Source organism: Ignavibacteria bacterium (assembly GCA_017303675.1).
Lineage (GTDB): Bacteria > Bacteroidota > Ignavibacteria > Tepidaquicellales > OLB5 > OLB5.
This window is the reverse complement of sequence record JAFLBX010000001.1, coordinates 1,117,622-1,134,663: the sequence shown is the minus strand read 5'-3', so window position 1 is coordinate 1,134,663 and position 17,042 is coordinate 1,117,622. Positions and strand designations below refer to the sequence as shown.

At 39.4% G+C, this 17,042-nt stretch carries 12 protein-coding genes; 3 read left to right on the top strand and 9 right to left on the bottom strand.

Annotated features, from left to right (window positions below):
• Positions 1–2,794 precede the first annotated feature (2,794 nt).
• The 3 genes from J0M37_05205 to J0M37_05195 form a co-directional block, all read right to left on the bottom strand.
• A complete protein-coding gene (locus J0M37_05205) occupies positions 2,795–4,039 on the bottom strand; it encodes a T9SS type A sorting domain-containing protein (GenBank protein ID MBN8584473.1) in 1,245 nt (414 codons plus the stop codon).
• Positions 4,040–4,169: 130 nt separating this feature from the next.
• Complete coding sequence (nrfB, locus tag J0M37_05200) at positions 4,170–5,504, bottom strand: phage adsorption protein NrfB (protein MBN8584472.1); 1,335 nt, start codon at positions 5,502–5,504, stop codon at positions 4,170–4,172.
• A 55-nt stretch (positions 5,505–5,559) separates the two neighbouring features.
• A complete protein-coding gene (locus J0M37_05195; protein ID MBN8584471.1) occupies positions 5,560–6,537 on the bottom strand; it encodes a hypothetical protein in 978 nt (325 codons plus the stop codon).
• Positions 6,538–6,812: 275 nt separating this feature from the next.
• Between J0M37_05195 and tsaD the strand changes: the two genes are divergently transcribed.
• From tsaD to J0M37_05180, 3 genes are all read left to right on the top strand, one after another.
• A complete protein-coding gene (gene tsaD, locus J0M37_05190; protein MBN8584470.1) occupies positions 6,813–7,832 on the top strand; it encodes a tRNA (adenosine(37)-N6)-threonylcarbamoyltransferase complex transferase subunit TsaD in 1,020 nt (339 codons plus the stop codon).
• A gap of 15 nt (positions 7,833–7,847) precedes the next feature.
• Positions 7,848–9,233, top strand: a complete 1,386-nt coding sequence (gene mgtE, locus J0M37_05185) for a magnesium transporter (protein ID MBN8584469.1) — start codon at positions 7,848–7,850, stop codon at positions 9,231–9,233.
• Positions 9,234–9,301: 68 nt separating this feature from the next.
• Positions 9,302–10,204, top strand: a complete 903-nt coding sequence (locus tag J0M37_05180) for a phosphatase PAP2 family protein (protein ID MBN8584468.1) — start codon at positions 9,302–9,304, stop codon at positions 10,202–10,204.
• On the opposite strand, the gene J0M37_05175 is transcribed toward J0M37_05180, so the two are convergent.
• The 6 genes from J0M37_05175 to metH form a co-directional block, all read right to left on the bottom strand.
• Positions 10,191–11,243, bottom strand: a complete 1,053-nt coding sequence (locus J0M37_05175; GenBank protein MBN8584467.1) for a hypothetical protein — start codon at positions 11,241–11,243, stop codon at positions 10,191–10,193. The genes J0M37_05180 and J0M37_05175 overlap by 14 nt on opposite strands.
• Positions 11,244–11,307: 64 nt before the next feature.
• A complete protein-coding gene (locus tag J0M37_05170) occupies positions 11,308–11,976 on the bottom strand; it encodes a cob(I)yrinic acid a,c-diamide adenosyltransferase (GenBank protein ID MBN8584466.1) in 669 nt (222 codons plus the stop codon).
• A gap of 10 nt (positions 11,977–11,986) precedes the next feature.
• On the bottom strand, positions 11,987–12,475 hold the full coding sequence (locus tag J0M37_05165) for a dCMP deaminase family protein (GenBank protein ID MBN8584465.1): 489 nt from the start codon (positions 12,473–12,475) through the stop codon (positions 11,987–11,989).
• A 110-nt stretch (positions 12,476–12,585) separates the two neighbouring features.
• On the bottom strand, positions 12,586–13,119 hold the full coding sequence (locus tag J0M37_05160) for an AAA family ATPase (GenBank protein MBN8584464.1): 534 nt from the start codon (positions 13,117–13,119) through the stop codon (positions 12,586–12,588).
• Positions 13,120–13,148: 29 nt separating this feature from the next.
• Complete coding sequence (locus J0M37_05155; GenBank protein ID MBN8584463.1) at positions 13,149–13,298, bottom strand: (2Fe-2S)-binding protein; 150 nt, start codon at positions 13,296–13,298, stop codon at positions 13,149–13,151.
• A 47-nt stretch (positions 13,299–13,345) separates the two neighbouring features.
• Entirely contained in the window at positions 13,346–17,041 is a 3,696-nt protein-coding gene (gene metH / locus J0M37_05150; protein MBN8584462.1) for a methionine synthase, read from the bottom strand.
• Position 17,042 lies beyond the last annotated feature (1 nt).

Sequence of the window (17,042 nt, the reverse complement as noted above, 5' to 3'; positions counted from 1 at the left end):
ATGTTAAATGTACAGTTCCGTATATCAACAACGGGGCAATCTATTATATTTACAGCATAAGTTGTATCGTTTGCGAGTCCGGTAAATGTTGCGCCGTAAATTTTAACTTCGCAATTAGTGAATCTGTGACCACTCCAGGAGGTTCCTGTTGCTGCATCGCTTGTTATATTCTGCGGAGCGGATGTGTTCTGGTCGCCCACTGTAAACACACCACCATCCATTACGAACTTAGAGCTATCATTAAAATGTATAGTTGTGTTTGCGCCGATCGTTATGTTATAGCCATTATTGTAAACGGGTGCTTCGCAGGTAAATTCACCGCCGGAGATAACTTCATCAGCTACAAGTATGCCACCTTTAGGGAATGCCGGTTCAATTTTAAACAACTTACCTTCACCGGGATTGAACCAGCCCATTTCACCGGGATTTTCACCGAATGAAGCGTATTTAGTTCTGTCAAATACTTTTAGTCTTACAGAACTTCCAACTTCACTTATTTGCCAATTAACAGGTCCGGTCAAGTTGAATTTTATCCTTAATACCCTGTTATCACCTGCATATCCGCCGCCTGAAGGAATACATCTGCGGTTAACCATAACAAAATATTTTGCTGTTCCAATATCGTTATAAAATCCCATTTCCCAATATCTATCGTCAGTACAATCCATGTAAGGTCCGTTGGGATGATCTTCTACACATGGGTTTTGCCCGTTTATACCGGGCAATATGCTCATAATATCTTGTATGTATCCATGATTCGCACCTTCACTGTGCACACTGTATGCTGAGTTCCAGGTAATTGCGTCAAGGGTTGGTTTTAAATTCAGGATCTTTGAGTTTAGGGTACAGAGGTAATCAAATTTGTTCTGTCCATATAGGTTTTGTCTTCTGGGTTGAGATGGTGTATCAAACACGCCAAAAGTGTATGTCTCGTCACCAGGATCTACACTCATATCCATCGGACCGTTCCGCTGAGATACATCGGCGGTAAGCGGTGTCATTGTTGGCAGCCAGAACCAGTTCAGGTAATCTGCGCCGTATGAAAGTGCTATCCATGCCTGAGCGCTTATTTCTTCATTTAACGGCTCGCGGCAGCCATACCTGAATTTGCCGTTAATGTTGTTGTGTATTAGCCAGCCCTGTATCTGAGGCTGAATTGATATGCGTGTATTATTTGAAGCTGACGTAATATTTTCCCGGGTCTTATGTATCTGGTAAATAAACGAACCTTCCATAGGCCAAACATAGCTATCTTTTTGACCTAAACACTCCTGCAGATATGTATTATAAGTTTGATTATTTACTTTCCAGTCTGCGGGGACTTTAGGATCAACAAGCAATGAGTCAAATGAATTAATCGGTATGCAGCCGGGTTCACCCTGGTCATGAAACTGCAACGCGTGGGCATCTACCTGAATTATATCCGGTTTAACTGTATCAAGATACATCTTAAAAGTGTTTGCATCATTTCTTGTATAGTGGAAATTCATATTATATGAAACCGCATAACTTAAGGGCGGCGAAGGTAAACCTGAGTTTTTGATATAATCGTTTACGTATTTAATGCATGGCAGGTTAGTTGTTACACACTCATCTACAAAAAACATGTCAAGATTATTCCCGAAGTTATTAACTTCAGCATTTAAATATTGGTTAAAATTTGCCAGTGTATCTGTTAGAAAAAGTCTGTTAGCAATATCATTATCCACAACCAGTTTATCAAACCATACATCAACCTGCCCGAACCAGTATATCTTAAAATCAATCTGGCTTGCGTTAACGTTCTCGCGTGTATAGCCATACATTAAGCCTGTAGCTGTATCTTTCCTGCCGTTAACTAACATTGAATCATCTGAACCCTGAAAAGTGTATTTGTCCGTATATTGTCCAAAATACTGACCACTTCCATTTGCAAAATTTCTTACTCTCAGAATTACAGTATCAATGTAAACACCATCAAAGTTCCTTGTATAAATTGCAACCACAGGTCTTGTATCATTTGCGCTGAAGTCACTTTGTTTAATTCTCATAACCGGCTTCAGATGCCAATTCTGCTGGGGCGCCCAGTCATATGTATATGATAGCGCAAATTGCAGATTTTCTGTTACGCTTTCACAAAGCATACCTGCCGGCATACTTGGCGGACACGATGCGCAACCCTTTATCACACTTCGTCCGCTATCGGAAACCGGCCCTGAGCCGGACATTCTGGAACTGTATGAGTATCCTTCATTGCCGCCTTCTGATTCAAATACCATTCTTTGACCATCCTGGCAAAGCTTGGATATATTTATACGCTGAAAATTACTTCTTAATCCACGGTTCTGCGTTCCGGTTATTAGCGAGTTTACAGTAGCTATCTGGTCTGTTCTTAATGGTACTCCAAACTGTCCAGTAGTATCCGCCCCGTAATCATATAACTGTATTCCGTTATAATGCAGGGTATCTTTATAATATGGCCAGAACGCTGTAAAATTATCCCACTCGTTATCTCCATCCTGAATACCATAGTTAAGTATAAAATGTGTAAAGTCCTTAGGTATTTGGGCTGTTGGTGGTTGTATTAAGTTCACTTTTGAGGCATCTGTTACTTTTAAAGGTTCAGTGGGCTTAAATGCCGAAGCAATGATAAAGTATATAACCGGTAATGCAAGTGTAACTGTGATCCTGAGTAAAGTTTTCATAACTTTTAATTTTTAGGGTTTAAAATTTCAGTTAATTATTTAAAGCGTTTTTTTAGATAATATTTTTGATAAGAATTCCCGATAAATAGGGATTTCTGATTAAGTAATTCTTACTTAATCATCAACATTTTTTTGGTATCTATAATTTGTCCCTCAACAGTTAATGAATAAAAATACACCCCTGATGAAAAACCTGAAGCATTCCAGTCAGTTTTATATTCTCCTGCCCTTAATTCTTCATTAATAAGAGTGGTAATTTCTTTTCCAGTTATATCAAATATTTTGAGTGTAACCAATCCGAAACCGGCAATCCGAAATCCGATATTTGTAACCGGATTAAAAGGATTTGGGTAATTCTGGAATAATTTATATTCTGATGGAATTTCTGTTCCGACTGGTTCAATTCCTACTGGCGGTCCGCCACCATCTGTTGTATGTACTAAGCCATTTCCACCCGCCCATGCTTTTAATGTTTCAACAGCACTGATACTCAGATTATTGAAGATTGGTGATGACTGATAAAACCATGTATTACCACCTGTGGTGGTTTTTGTAATATTATTAAAATTATTCCCAGCCCAGCCAATTGAATCAGTTACAAAAGAAAGCTTGCCACCGGCAAGACTTGAAGTTACGAACCAGTTTATACCACCATTTGTAGTTTTATAAAATTCACCGCTGGCTCTTATACCTACTAATTTATTAAAAAAATATATATCACCAAAACCAATATTATCCATTTTAACCCAACTTACTCCAGCATCTGTAGTTCTGTATGTTCCGCTGTTCACAACACCATTGCAATTAACCCAGCCTGTATCTTCATTCAGGAAAAAAAGTTTTGTTGGCTTAAAGCTTGCGCCTAGCTGGCTCTGCCAGTTTACTCCGCCGTTGGTCGTTTTTAGTAACCCTGCACCAAAAATATCTTCACTGCATGTCCAACCGGTATTTTCGTTTACAAAAAAAACATCTGAAAGCGGAAAACCTGAAACCAAAGCAGAAGTATACCAGTTTACACCACCATTTATTGTTTTTTTGACTATGCCTCCCCCACCCCCTGAACCAACGCTATAGCCTGTATTATTATCAACAAATTGAATGGTTGTCAGATATATGTTTTCACCAAATGCTGTAGCCCAGTTGTTCCCTCCATCACTTGTTTTATAAATGAAAGCACTGTCATTTGTATTTTTTCTGACAACACAAAAACCCATTAAACTATCAATAAAATAAATATCCTGCACCGTAATATCTGTTCTGGGCAATGTCTGCTGGAACCAGCCGGGAGGAGAGTCACTTTCAAAGGTTGTGGCTAAAAATAGTACGATAAGCTCGAAAAGTATAAGTCTTTTCATTGCGGTGTGGTTATAATTTATTATTCTAATCTAATGTATCTTTAAGGGTTTTTCAAGATAAATAAAAAGGGCGACCTATGTTCAGACCGCCCCCTTAGTGTACCATGGTAATTTTAAAATTTCTTTTTGATCAATAATGATCAGTTGATTCCCATACAACTTTGTTCTTCATGTTCATAAATACCTTCATAGCCCTGAAGGTCGCGAAGAAGTTTATCAGGTTATCAAAGTTAAGCCTTATTAAGCTGAAGAAGGCGTACTTGAGGCCGTACCAGCTGTAAGTGAATATGAACCTGTGAACCAGACGCCACACCATAAAGAAAAAACATGCCCACAGGAAGAACCACAATGCTGTGTTCTGCTCAACCGCTGACTCAAACACTCTTATACCCAATCCAAAGCCAAGCAGGTAAAGAAGGAAGAGCGCGAAAACCAGATTGCTTAAGAGCACCATAAAGTTGCTGAAGATGGTTTTCCTGTCACGCATCAGGAAATATTTTGTTTTCAGGTTACCTGCCCACTTGTGCATCTTCCAGTTCTGGAAGCAAATGCCGGCTGTCCATCTTGAGCGCTGCTTAACAGCAGCCCAGAAAGTATTCGGGAAGTATTCACCGGTCGCAACACGGCTGTTGGGATTGTTTTTATCAATTAAAAGGTTAATATAAGCTGTTTTATAGCCCATCTTAAATAACCTTAAGCCAAGCTCGTAATCTTCTGTTAAATTCGCTTCATTGAACACCTGCGGGTAATGCGCGTCTAAGTTCATAAAAATTTCGCGGCGAAATGACATCCCGGTTCCCGCAAAAGGTATAAATACCTTTAGCGCCTGTCTTACAATAAGATCCTTTGAGTGTACTTCCGCAAAAGCATCGCAGTAAGTTCTGTGAATGAACTTTCCCCTGTCATCTTTAATAGGCACAACAGGTATCTGCACGGCATCAATGCCCTGGTGCATTATAAGGTAGTTATCAATTTTAAGCGTTAACGGGTGTATAAAATCTTCGCTGTCGTGAATTGAAATAACATCAAAGTTCTTTCCGTTATCCTTTTCGAAGCGTTTAATTGATTCATAAACATTGTTAAGGTTATCGGCTTTTGTAGTCGGCCCGTCATGAGAGTTCACGCAGATAACAACTTTGTTGTTCTTCTGCGCGATACGCTTAACAACTTCAAGGGTTTTTGTATCATTGGGGTATATCCCCACAAAAATAGTAAAATTGGAATACCTCATTTTGCTGAGCGCGTAAGTAAGCGTTCTGCCTATAACTTTATATTCGCGCCATGCGCAGATAACAAGAGCAATATTGTTCTCACCGGCTGCCAGCACATCATCCATATTAGGCAGGCTCCTGTTATATTTCCAGCGGTTGAACCAGTAAAGCAGGTCAACCAGCACATCGTCTATTCCGCTTATTATCAGCAGAATTGAACAGATCCAGAGTAATACTGTGAAAACTTCTTGCATATAGTTTTAATTAACTTTTATAATTTTTTCTTTCAAAAATAAAATTTGTGTATAATTACATTTCCAGGAAGAAGTTCAGTATAAACCCTGCCTTTAGCTGGAACGAATTTTTCTTATCACCGAAGAAATATATTTTATATGTGGGCTCAACAAAAATTACCGGACCCACAAGCATATTCGGCTTGAACCTTACGCCTGTACCAATTTCAAAATAGTTATTGTAATCAACCTTCCTGCCGTCAAACTGCCCTGACTGGAACAGGTAATTTTCGAAGTATGAATAACCCTTCATGCTGAACCTCAAAGCCTGGGTAAGTATCCCCTGTAAGAACGCATTTTTGTATTTGTAATCATACATTGCGGCGTAATATATATCGAGGTAAAGACTTGTCTTTGGATCGCTGGATTTTGTGCGTTTAAATACCGGCTCTCCGAACCTGTAAAAATAAACCAGCATAGGCTTAAAGTTTATTTTGTTTGAATCAAGGTCTATCTGCCTTGTATAGCCTATCCTGCCTTCAAAATAAAGATTCTTAAAGAAATAATATCTTAAGAAAAACCCAATTTCAACAAACCTATCATTATAAATAAGAGCTTTGCTTGATCTTGAATCTGCATAAACATCAAGATACGGTCCAACAAAAAATCCGGGACCCACTCCAAAATGAAGGTGTCCTATAAAATTCGCTATGTAATTTTCCTGGTAAGAATCATAAAAGTTATGGAAATAAACATCTATGTATTTTTTACCGGCTTTGGTAACTTTTTCCTTTAACTTGAATGAACCGATCTCCTGGGTTGAAGTTTTTTTGAAGGGATTTAAACCGGCCTTTCTTTCACTGAAAGATGAAGAAGATGTGGAATATTTATTTTCGCCGTTATTCTTTAATTTTAAAGAAAAATCTAAATTTCCAATATCAGATACTGAGTTTGTCCTATCCGCATAGCTGCCGGAGTTAACAAATTCCTGAGAGTATAAAACATAGTAATTTACAGCGAAAATCAAGAAAATTGGGAGTAATCTCTTCAACATAAATTTTTTTAAATGATTGAAAAATAGCTTCTTTAAAGTGTTACTTTATAACTAAGCCATTAATGCATAATATTACTTGCGCATACCCCCGGTTACAATAATAATCAATTTTTTCATAAAATCAAACAACATTTTCATTTGGGGATACTAAATTAGGATATATGGTTAGTGTTCTCAATACCATACTTACGGTATATATGCCGAAAACAGGTTAATTATTATCGTGTGTTTTCAGTAAGAATTGCTAAAATTCAATTAAAATCCTATTTTTGTAAATGGATATAATAACATTTGCCATAGAATCCTCTTGTGATGAAACATCAGCAGCCATTTTAACCAACGGCAAAGTCATATCCAATATTATATCATCTCAATATTTCCATAAAGAATACGGTGGAATTGTACCGGAACTTGCATCAAGAGCTCATGTAGAGCATATAGATGAAATTGTTAATTGCTGCTTTGAAAGATCAGGATTAAAAAGATCCGATATTTCATTGGTTGCCGCCACACGGGGTCCCGGTTTGATAGGTTCTATCCTGGTTGGATATAATTACGCAAAAGGTTTTGCGCTTGCAGCAAAGCTCCCGTTTATGGGAATTGATCATATTGAATCTCACCTCTATTCCTGTTTTATAGGAAAAGAAGAAATAGAATTTCCGTTTATTGCTCTGGTTGTTTCAGGTGGGCATACAATATTATTTCTTGTTGAAAATTATTCATCTTACAAAATACTTGGCAGCACACATGATGATGCCGCAGGCGAAGCATTTGATAAAGTTGCAAAAATGCTTGGATTGGAATATCCCGGAGGACCTGTTATAGATAACCTTGCACAGACAGGAAACCCTGATTTCCATAAATTTCCAAGATCAAGCATTAAAGGCAGGCCGTATGATTTTTCATTCAGCGGAATTAAAACATCAGTGTTATATTATCTAAAAAATAATTTCGGCTCTCAGAAAGCTTCATTGGAAATGAATGTGAATGATATTGCCGCTTCCTTCCAGGCAGCGGTAACAGGCTCACTCATCGAAAAAACCATCCGCGCTGCCAGGGACCATAATGTAAAGATTATTGCAGTATCCGGCGGTGTATCAGCCAACAGCGCCTTGAGAAAAGGCTTTGAAAAATATGAAGCTGAGGGTTACAGTATATACTTTCCTGAAAAGATTTATTCAACTGATAATGCAGCAATGATAGGATATAATGCATACCTGAAGTTCCGTTCAGGTGTGTATTCATCCGCAGAAAACCAGATCCTGGAAAGCGCATACGCAAGATTCCAATTTTAACAATTAAGCATAAAAATGCCTGATAAAAAACAACACAGAGCAGTAATAGAAGTTGACGAGCAGCTTCTAAGTGATATTTCTGAGCTTATTGAAAGCGGCTCAGATGTTCTGCTCAGGAATATTCTTGCAGATATTTATCCGGCAGATATTGCACTGATAATTGATAACCTGGAAGAAAATGAAGGCTTAAGGCTGTTCAAGCTCTTAAGTGATGAGATCCAGGCAGAAGTTATACTGGAGCTTGGCGACCATATCAGGGAATTTATATTGGAGCATCTTTCCAGCGGAGAGATCAGTGAAATTGTCGGCGAGATGGATTCCGATGACGCAACAGATATTATCGGCGATCTTGAAGATGAAAAAGCCGAAGATGTGCTGGGTCAAATGGAAGCTGAAGATTCCAGCGAAGTAAAAGAGCTCTTAAATTACCATGAGCATACCGCAGGCGGTATTATGCAGAAGGAGTTTGTGACTGTTAATGCCGCTGATTCCATTAACCGCGCTGTTGAAATAATCCGTGAAGAAGCGCCCGATAATGAACACCTGTATCATGTGTGGGTAACTGATTCAGACGGAAAGCTCCAGGGAATAGTATCATTAAAAAAGATAATTGTTGCTTTAAACACCCCTTCTGTTATAATGGCTGATATAATGTCTGACGAAGTGATCTCAGTTGATGTTGATACCGACAGGGAAGAAGTAGCTGCTGTAATGAGAAAATATGATCTTGTATCAGTTCCTGTTATAGATAAATCTCACAGAGTAGTCGGCAAAATTTCATTTGATGATATTGCCGAGATCATGGAAGAAGAATTCACAGAAGATGTTGCTAAGATCGTAGGTTCTGATGCTGAAGAGCTTGCCAGCAAATCACCGTTCCAGATAGCATGGCTCCGCCTTCCGTGGGTGCTTATTACACTGGGAATTCAGTTTTTGGCAGGTGTTGTAATAAATTATTATGATGAAACACTTGCTAAAGTTTTGCTGCTCACATCATTTATGCCTATTATTTCGGCTATTTCCGGCAATACCGGACTTCAGGCTTCGGCTATGACAGTAAGAGCGCTTTCTACGGGCGGAATATCGCTCACCCGGTGGACTGAACCGGTAAAACGCTCGCTGCAGATAAGCTTAATTATAGGCACAATTTGCGGTGTTATTATCGGATTGATCGGCGCATTCTGGTTTGGCAAGGTAATTTTCGGGCTTGTTGTGGGTATTTCAATGTGTATATCCATAAATATCTCAGCCTTTGTAGGCACTACTACTCCCCTGCTTTCTAAAAGGCTGGGTTTTGATCCGGCAATTACTGTGGGACCATTTGAAACCGCGTTCCAGGATGTTGTGGGAATAACAGTCTTTCTTACTCTTGCAACACTTTCACTAAAATGGCTGCTTTAATTAACCGGTAACAGCTTATTAAAAAATATACAAAATATCTTTCACCCGCTGATATAGTAACACAGGCAATGCTGTTAGTGCTTAGCCTTATCTATTTTTATTTCAATTTTAAGATAGGTTACTGGCTGGTTCTTGCTTCTGTGAATTTATTTTTGGTTTGGGGCATTTACAAAATTGTAACAAAGTATGAGCTCCTTGCAGAAAAATACGGTGAGAGCAGATTAAGCAACTCTTCACCATTAAAGCTGTTAAGATACTGGTACGGTGTCGCGGCAATTCTCTTCATTTTTAAGCAGGTGTATATTATTGGATATGCGCTTAAGCCAATGGATTGGGACCCGGTGTTCATGAGGCTTGATTTCTCGCTATTTGGGGTAAATCCAACCCAGTGGGCGTACCGATTTGAAAATCCCTATTTGACCGAATTCCTTCAGATAGTTTATGTTTACTACTATCCAATGATAGTTGTATTCGGGCTTGAGCTATACTTATGGAACAGGTTTAAGGAATTCAAGTATACAATATTTATTTTATTCTTCAGTTTTTTTACAAGCTATATACTTTATTTGCTGTTTCCGGCAAACGGTCCCAGATTTCATCTGCATGATTTTTACGCCATAAGTACTGAAATGCCGGGTATATTATTAACTGAACCAATAAGGGCATTTCTTAATATGGGAGAGTCTATTCCACCCGGTGTTCCGAATCCGCAGGATTTTGTTCAGCGTGATGCAATGCCAAGCCTGCATACTATCACGGCGTTTCTTATAATGTATCTTTCGTGGAAATTTAAATCGAAGTCATTTTACTTCTACCTGCCGTATTTTTTATGTATGGTAGCGGCTACAATATATTTAAGGTATCATTATGTGGTAGATATAGCGGGCGGATTGATAATGTGCGTTATTACAATAATCACCGGAATGATCGTATACCGCAATAAGGATATACTAACCTCTAAAAATACCTGAAGATAATACTTTTGGTGTTATTGCCTGCGAAAGATTTTATCCGCTTTACAATACCGCTTTCTCCGTTTAAAATATAAAGAGTGTTACCTCCTGTAAATGATTCACTGGTAAAATATAACTCATTTGCAGCAGATTCAAAAGCGGCAGTTCTGATAAATAGATCCGATACCGCTTCCATGATCCTTGTAAAAGTCAGCGTTCCTGATTCTGCCTTTACAAGCCAAATTTCCCTGTTATCGGCAATTGAATAAAAGCTGTTTTGGGTTTTTAATATAAGTTCACTGATTCCGGCAAACATTGTGGGTAAAGGAAAAGAATCTGTGGTGGTAAGTGAACCTGGATCTACTCTGTAAATATTCCTGTTATTATTTGTTGAAATGAAAATTCCGTTTACATTGTATATTGCGTTTGAAGGCACTGCCGGATAGAATAATTTAGTTACTGAGTAATTTATTTCATCTACAAATGCTGCAGATCTTTCATTATTTAATGTATTCCGGGTAACAATGTATTTATTGAAGCCGTATATAACATTTGCGGGATTGCTGCCTACTTCAATTGTATCTTTTATAATATTAAAATCCAGATCAAGCACAGTAACATTTGTACTTCCGGAATTACCTACGACTATCCTGTTGTTATTGATAGCAAATCCATCAGGAGAATTACCAAATCTTAACGAATCTTCAATATTATTGCTGAATGGATCTATCTTATATATCGTACCGTTGTTTCCCGGTATGCCAAGCGTTGTGAAATAAAGCTTCCTGTCTGAATTCATCTTCATTTCACCCGGATTTACATTAAGCTTCACTCCCGGATTATTTGAAGTAAACACAAAATCCGTTACTGAATCCTTAACGGCATCATAATATGCATAATCTGTACTTGTGGCAGGAGTGTAATAAAGTATATACGCCCCTGCTAAGGAGTTTCCTCCATTATTATTTACAGTAGGACCGTTTGAATCATTACATGCATTAAATATTATCGAAAGGATTAAAATTGTTAAAATGAGTGTGAATTTATGTATTTTCATAATGATAAGATTTATGTTATTCACTTGATTTATTTTTTTGCCTTTTTATTTCTGCCTTCTGCTTTTAGTATTCTATTCCTTTTCTCGCCTGTATTCCTTTATCAAAATAATGTTTTACTTTCCTGTTTTCTGTGATAAGATCAACCCTTTCTTCAAGCCCCTCAAATAACTTGTGCCCGGTCATAACAAGCTCAAACCTTCGGTTTTTATCATACAGCTCAAGTATATCAAATACATCCTTTTCTTCTATTAAATGATAATTTGCCGCAGCTACAAACTCATCAAGCACAAGTACATTTTGTTTACCGTTTACTATCAGGTCACGAACAATGGCTAATGCCCTCTTTGCCTCCTCAAAATCCTCTTCGGCATTCTTAAAACGGAAAGTACCGTCCTCATTCATTCTTTCGCAGCCGCTTGAGTGGAGCTCAACGGGATAGCCCAGCTCTTTGAGCTTAAAGAATATCCTGCGCTCAAAGTAATGCTCTTTGGCCTGGTCGTGGCCTTTATCGAACTCAACAATTGCAACTCTCATACCTGCGCCAAGGGCGCGGAAAGCGAGCCCCATAGCTGCCGTGGTTTTGCCTTTGCCGTATCCGTAATATAAATGCGACTGGTGTTTTTCTTCGTCGGGTAATTGTTCGTATTCAGCAAGCACTTTCTGTACCTTTTCGCGGTACCTTTTGCCCCCTGCCTTTTTTGCTTCTTCCAGTGTGACTTTCTTCTTATCCATAACCGGAATGCTAACCTATCTTAAAATCAATTTCGATCTTATGGTCACCCAGGTCTAACTGCCTGTATGTAACCTTAGCCATATCCAGCATTTTCTTTGATGCCTTTACACTATCGGTATCTTTATATTTATCTGAAAGGTATATAATTTCTTTTATGCCTGATTGAATTATAAGTTTTGTACATTCATTGCATGGGAATAACGCAACATAAACTCTTGAGCCATGCAGGTCTTTGGTAGAATTAAGTATCGCATTGGCTTCGGCATGCACAACGTATGGATATTTGGTTTCATTGTTATCTTCCGCAGTTTTGCCCCATGGTAGCTGGTCATCATCACAGCCTATGGGGAACCCATTGTAACCGATACCCACAATTTTGTTGTACTGGTTCACAATACATGCGCCGACCTGTGTGCTGGGATCCTTGCTCCGCTTTGCTGAAAGCAATGCAATTCCCATAAAATACTCATCCCACGAAATGTAATCTTTTCTTTTCATTCTTCTGTCATTCCCTGTTCACCCTTCTGGGAGAAAGCGGGAATCTATACTTCTACATTGTCATTCCTGCGAAAGCAGGAATCTTTATTAATTGAAATTTTAAACTTGAGTCAAACATATTTCTTCAATTCTTCATTCATCTCTTCCAGCGAGCCGTCATTAATTATAAGGTAATCAGTGTATGCAATCGGACCGCCTTTATCAAGCTTCTCTATCTCACTTATATCACGGCTTTTTGACTCCTCATAAGTCAGCGGTCTGAAGGGTCTTTTAAGCAGCCTTTCATAACGCAGATCCTTAGTAGTATAAATTGTGATCAGCTTAAATGCTTCACCGAACTTATCTTTTAATATCTTAAACTCTTCCCATGAATAAAGGCTTTCGATGACAACATTACTGTGCTTCATAAACTCTTCAATTACAGGCAGTGACTTCACTGCCATTGCGCCCATTCCGAATTCCTTTCGCAGATTTTCCCTTGTTGCGCGTTCATTGGCTTCGTTCACTTCAAGTCCCAGCCTTTTCATTTCATTCATAACTACTTCGCCAAAGTAAACACGCTTGTAGCCGCTATCAACAAAGAATTTCACCGCTTCGCTTTTGCCTGAGCCGCACATACCAACAACCGCAATAATTTTATTCAATTAATCACCTCTTTTGAAGGAAGGAAAATTTATTCAATTACAGGTTCAAACTCAGTTTCACCTGTTTTAAACATTAATTCAATGTAGGGGTGGCAAAACTGGCAATTATTGCCGAATTCTATATATTCTTTAAGTTCATTGATACTCTTTAGACCATACTTATCTGCAGTCTTTTTCATATCAGAAAACAATACATCGGAACATACACATTTGGTGACCATAAAGCTTATCCAACTGATTCTTTTTCAGTTCTCTCATACCCCAATATCGGAGCCAGCCATCTTTCAATTTCTTCTACAGGCATATTTTTCCTTTGGGCGTATTCTTCGATCTGGTCACGGGATATTTTGCCCACATTAAAGTATTTTGACTCCGGATGCGAAAAATACAACCCGCTGACTGATGATGCCGGATACATAGCGAAGCTTTCGGTGAGTTTAATACCCGTTTTCTCTTCGGCTTCAAGCAGGTCAAATATCAATTGTTTTTCTGTGTGGTCAGGCTGTGCGGGGTAACCCGGTGCAGGCCTGATGCCGTGATACTTTTCGGCAATAATATCTTCAATGCTCAGGTTTTCATTCTTGGCATAACCCCAGAATTCCTTTCGCACCAGCTCATGCATCAGCTCAGCGAATGCTTCGGCTAGCCTGTCGGCAATAGCCTTGGTCATAATGCTGTTGTAATCATCGTGCTCTTTCGCGAATTTTTCGAGCACTGCTTCAATTCCAATGCCCGTTGTTACCGCAAAGCAGCCAATGTAATCATTTGCGCCGGATTCTTTAGGCGCTACAAGGTCACTTAAAGCATAATACGGATCGTTATTCGTTTTTTCCGCCTGCTGTCTCAGGGTGTGCAGAGTAGCCGCAATTTCTTTTCTCTTATCGTTTAAATAAAGCTCAATATCATCCCCAACTGAATTAGCGGGATATAGCCCTATCACTGCTTTAGCTTTCAGCCATTTGTTTGCTATGATATCATCAAGAAGCTTGTTTGCATCATCATAGATTTTCTTCGCTTCACTACCGTAATTTTTATCATCAAAAATTGTAGGGTATTTGCCTTTCAGCTCCCATGTTAAAAAGAACGGGGTCCAGTCAATTTTTTCGCGGATCTTATCCAATGGAAAATCTTCAAATACTTTATTGCCTGTAAATGCCGGCTTAGTGATCTTTGTTTCAGCCCAGTTGATCTTTAATCCTTTTTCACGGGCTTCATTAATTTTCAGGAATTTTTTATTATCTTTTCTGCCTTTGTGTGACATCCTCATGCGCTCATATTCCTGCTTAACTGAGCCTATAAAACCATCGCGGTTATCTTTGTTCATCAGGCTTCCGGCTACAGTTACACTCCTTGATGCATCAAGCACGTGAACGGTTGGATTGGAATAATTGGGCGCTATCTTAACAGCAGCGTGTATCTTGGAAGTAGTTGCGCCGCCAATCAACAGCGGAACTGAAAATCCCTGGCGCTCCATTTCTTTGGCAACATGCACCATTTCATCAAGTGATGGCGTAATTAATCCGCTCAGCCCTATAATATCAACATTCTTTTCTTTTGCCGTCTGCAGAATTTTTTCTGCGGGAACCATCACACCCAGGTCTATCACTTCATAGTTATTGCATCCAAGCACAACGCCTACAATATTTTTACCTATATCATGCACATCGCCTTTTACAGTGGCAAGCAGTATCCTGCCATTGATGCTTGATGCGCCTGCGGCTTTAGCCGCTTCGATATACGGAGTTAAGTATGCCACAGATTTTTTCATTACCCTCGCGCTTTTAACAACCTGCGGAAGGAACATCTTGCCCGAACCGAAAAGATCGCCGACAACATTCATACCATCCATCAGCGGACCTTCAATAACATCAAGAGGTGCAGGGTATTTTTGGCGCGCTTCTTCGGTATCTGCTTCAATATATTCTGTGATACCTTTAATTAACGCATGTTTTAACCGTTCTTCAACAGGCTGCTCCCGCCAATTGTTATCCTGTTCAATTACTTTCCCTTTTGCCTTTACTGATTCAGCAAATTCAACAAGCCTTTCAGTAGCATCTGCTTTTCGGTTAAGCAGAACATCTTCAACTTTTTCAAGCAGGTCTTTGGGAATTTCATCATACACTTCTATCATACCGGCGTTTACAATTCCCATATCCATTCCCGCTTTAATAGCATGATAAAGAAAAGCCGAGTGCATCGCTTCTCTTACAACATTGTTGCCGCGGAATGAAAACGAAATATTGCTTACTCCCCCGCTAACCTTCGCAAGAGGAAGGTTTTCCTTTATCCATCGCGTCGCGTTGATGTAATCAACAGCGTAATTATTATGCTCGTCAATTCCCGTTGCAACAGTGAGTATGTTTGGATCAAAAATAATATCCTGCGGCGGAAATCCAACCTGTTTGGTCAATATATCATAACATCTTTTGCAGATGGCAATTCTTCTTTCGTAGCTATCTGCCTGCCCGTTCTCATCAAAAGCCATTATTATTACAGCAGCGCCGTAGAGCTTTACTTTACGGGCATGCTCTATGAACTTTGCTTCGCCTTCTTTTAAGCTTATCGAGTTTACTATACCTTTGCCCTGCAGGCATTTTAAGCCTGCTTCGATGATCTCCCATTTGGATGAATCAAGCATTACAGGTACTTTTGCTATATCAGGCTCCACGGCAACAAGCTTCAGGAATTTTTCCATTGCTGCTACGCCGTCTATCATACCTTCATCCATGTTGATATCTATGACCTGCGCGCCGCTTTCAACCTGCTGCAGGGCTACACTTAAAGCTTCCTCGTAATTTTCTTCGCGTATAAGCTTTGCGAATTTAGCCGAGCCTGTTATGTTGGTACGCTCACCTATATTTACAAAATTTGTCTGCGGTGTAACGTTCAGCGCTTCAAGTCCGCTAAGCCTTAAATATGGATGTATCTCAGGAATTTTCCTGGGAGGAATATCTTTTAATAAAGTGGTGATTTGTCTGATATGATCAGGTGTTGTTCCGCAGCAGCCGCCAACGAGATTCAAAAATCCGCTTTTCGCAAAATCCAGCAAAAGCTCCGCTGTTTCTTTGGGAAGCTCATCGTACTCGCCAAATTCATTTGGCAATCCTGCATTGGGATATGCGCTTAAGTAAACATTTGCCTTCTCAGATAGCTCCTCTATATAAGGACGCATTTCCTTTGCCCCAAGCGAGCAGTTTAGGCCCACACTCATTAAGCCCGCATGACTAATAGAATTCCAGAACGCTTCAACGGTTTGACCCGAAAGTGTTCTGCCGCTAAGATCTGTAATGGTACCTGATACCATAACAGGCAGTTTCCTGCCTATCTTATCGAAATACTCATTTATTGCAAACAGCGCCGCTTTGCAGTTAAGGGTATCAAACACTGTTTCAACCAGCAGAATATCTACGCCGCCATCAATTAATCCTCTTACCTGCTCAAGGTATGATTCCCTGATCTGGTCAAACGTTACTGCTCTGAAGCCGGGATCGTTTACATCCGGTGAGAGTGAAAGGGTTTTATTCATTGGACCGATAGCGCCCGCAACAAAGCGGGGTTTATCCGGTGTTTTAGCTGTAAATTTATCAGCGGCAATTCTTGCCAGCTTTGCTGATTCAAAATTTATTTCATAAACATAATCTTCTGTATGATAGTCGCCCTGTGATATTGAAGTGGAATTGAACGTATTTGTCCCGACGATATCACTACCTGCATCAAGATATTCTTCGTAAATTTCAGAAATTACCTTCTGCTGTGTGATATTTAAAATATCGTTGTTTCCTTTCAGGTCGTAAGGATGGTTTTTGAATCTTTCTCCCCTGAAATCAGCTTCGCTGAGCATACGTTTCTGTATCATCGTTCCGCGTGGACCGTCAAGGAATACTATTCGTTTCTTTAATTCTTCAAATAAGCGCGATATCATA

Coding starts and splice junctions, on each gene's coding strand:
- J0M37_05205 (MBN8584473.1), bottom strand. CDS start 4,039: ATGAAAAGACTTATACTTTTCGAGCTTATCGTACTATTTTTAGCCACA.
- nrfB (MBN8584472.1), bottom strand. CDS start 5,504: ATGCAAGAAGTTTTCACAGTATTACTCTGGATCTGTTCAATTCTGCTG.
- J0M37_05195 (MBN8584471.1), bottom strand. CDS start 6,537: ATGTTGAAGAGATTACTCCCAATTTTCTTGATTTTCGCTGTAAATTAC.
- tsaD (MBN8584470.1), top strand. CDS start 6,813: ATGGATATAATAACATTTGCCATAGAATCCTCTTGTGATGAAACATCA.
- mgtE (MBN8584469.1), top strand. CDS start 7,848: ATGCCTGATAAAAAACAACACAGAGCAGTAATAGAAGTTGACGAGCAG.
- J0M37_05180 (MBN8584468.1), top strand. CDS start 9,302: ATGCTGTTAGTGCTTAGCCTTATCTATTTTTATTTCAATTTTAAGATA.
- J0M37_05175 (MBN8584467.1), bottom strand. CDS start 11,243: ATGAAAATACATAAATTCACACTCATTTTAACAATTTTAATCCTTTCG.
- J0M37_05170 (MBN8584466.1), bottom strand. CDS start 11,976: ATGGATAAGAAGAAAGTCACACTGGAAGAAGCAAAAAAGGCAGGGGGC.
- J0M37_05165 (MBN8584465.1), bottom strand. CDS start 12,475: ATGAAAAGAAAAGATTACATTTCGTGGGATGAGTATTTTATGGGAATT.
- J0M37_05155 (MBN8584463.1), bottom strand. CDS start 13,298: ATGAAAAAGACTGCAGATAAGTATGGTCTAAAGAGTATCAATGAACTT.
- metH (MBN8584462.1), bottom strand. CDS start 17,041: ATGATATCGCGCTTATTTGAAGAATTAAAGAAACGAATAGTATTCCTT.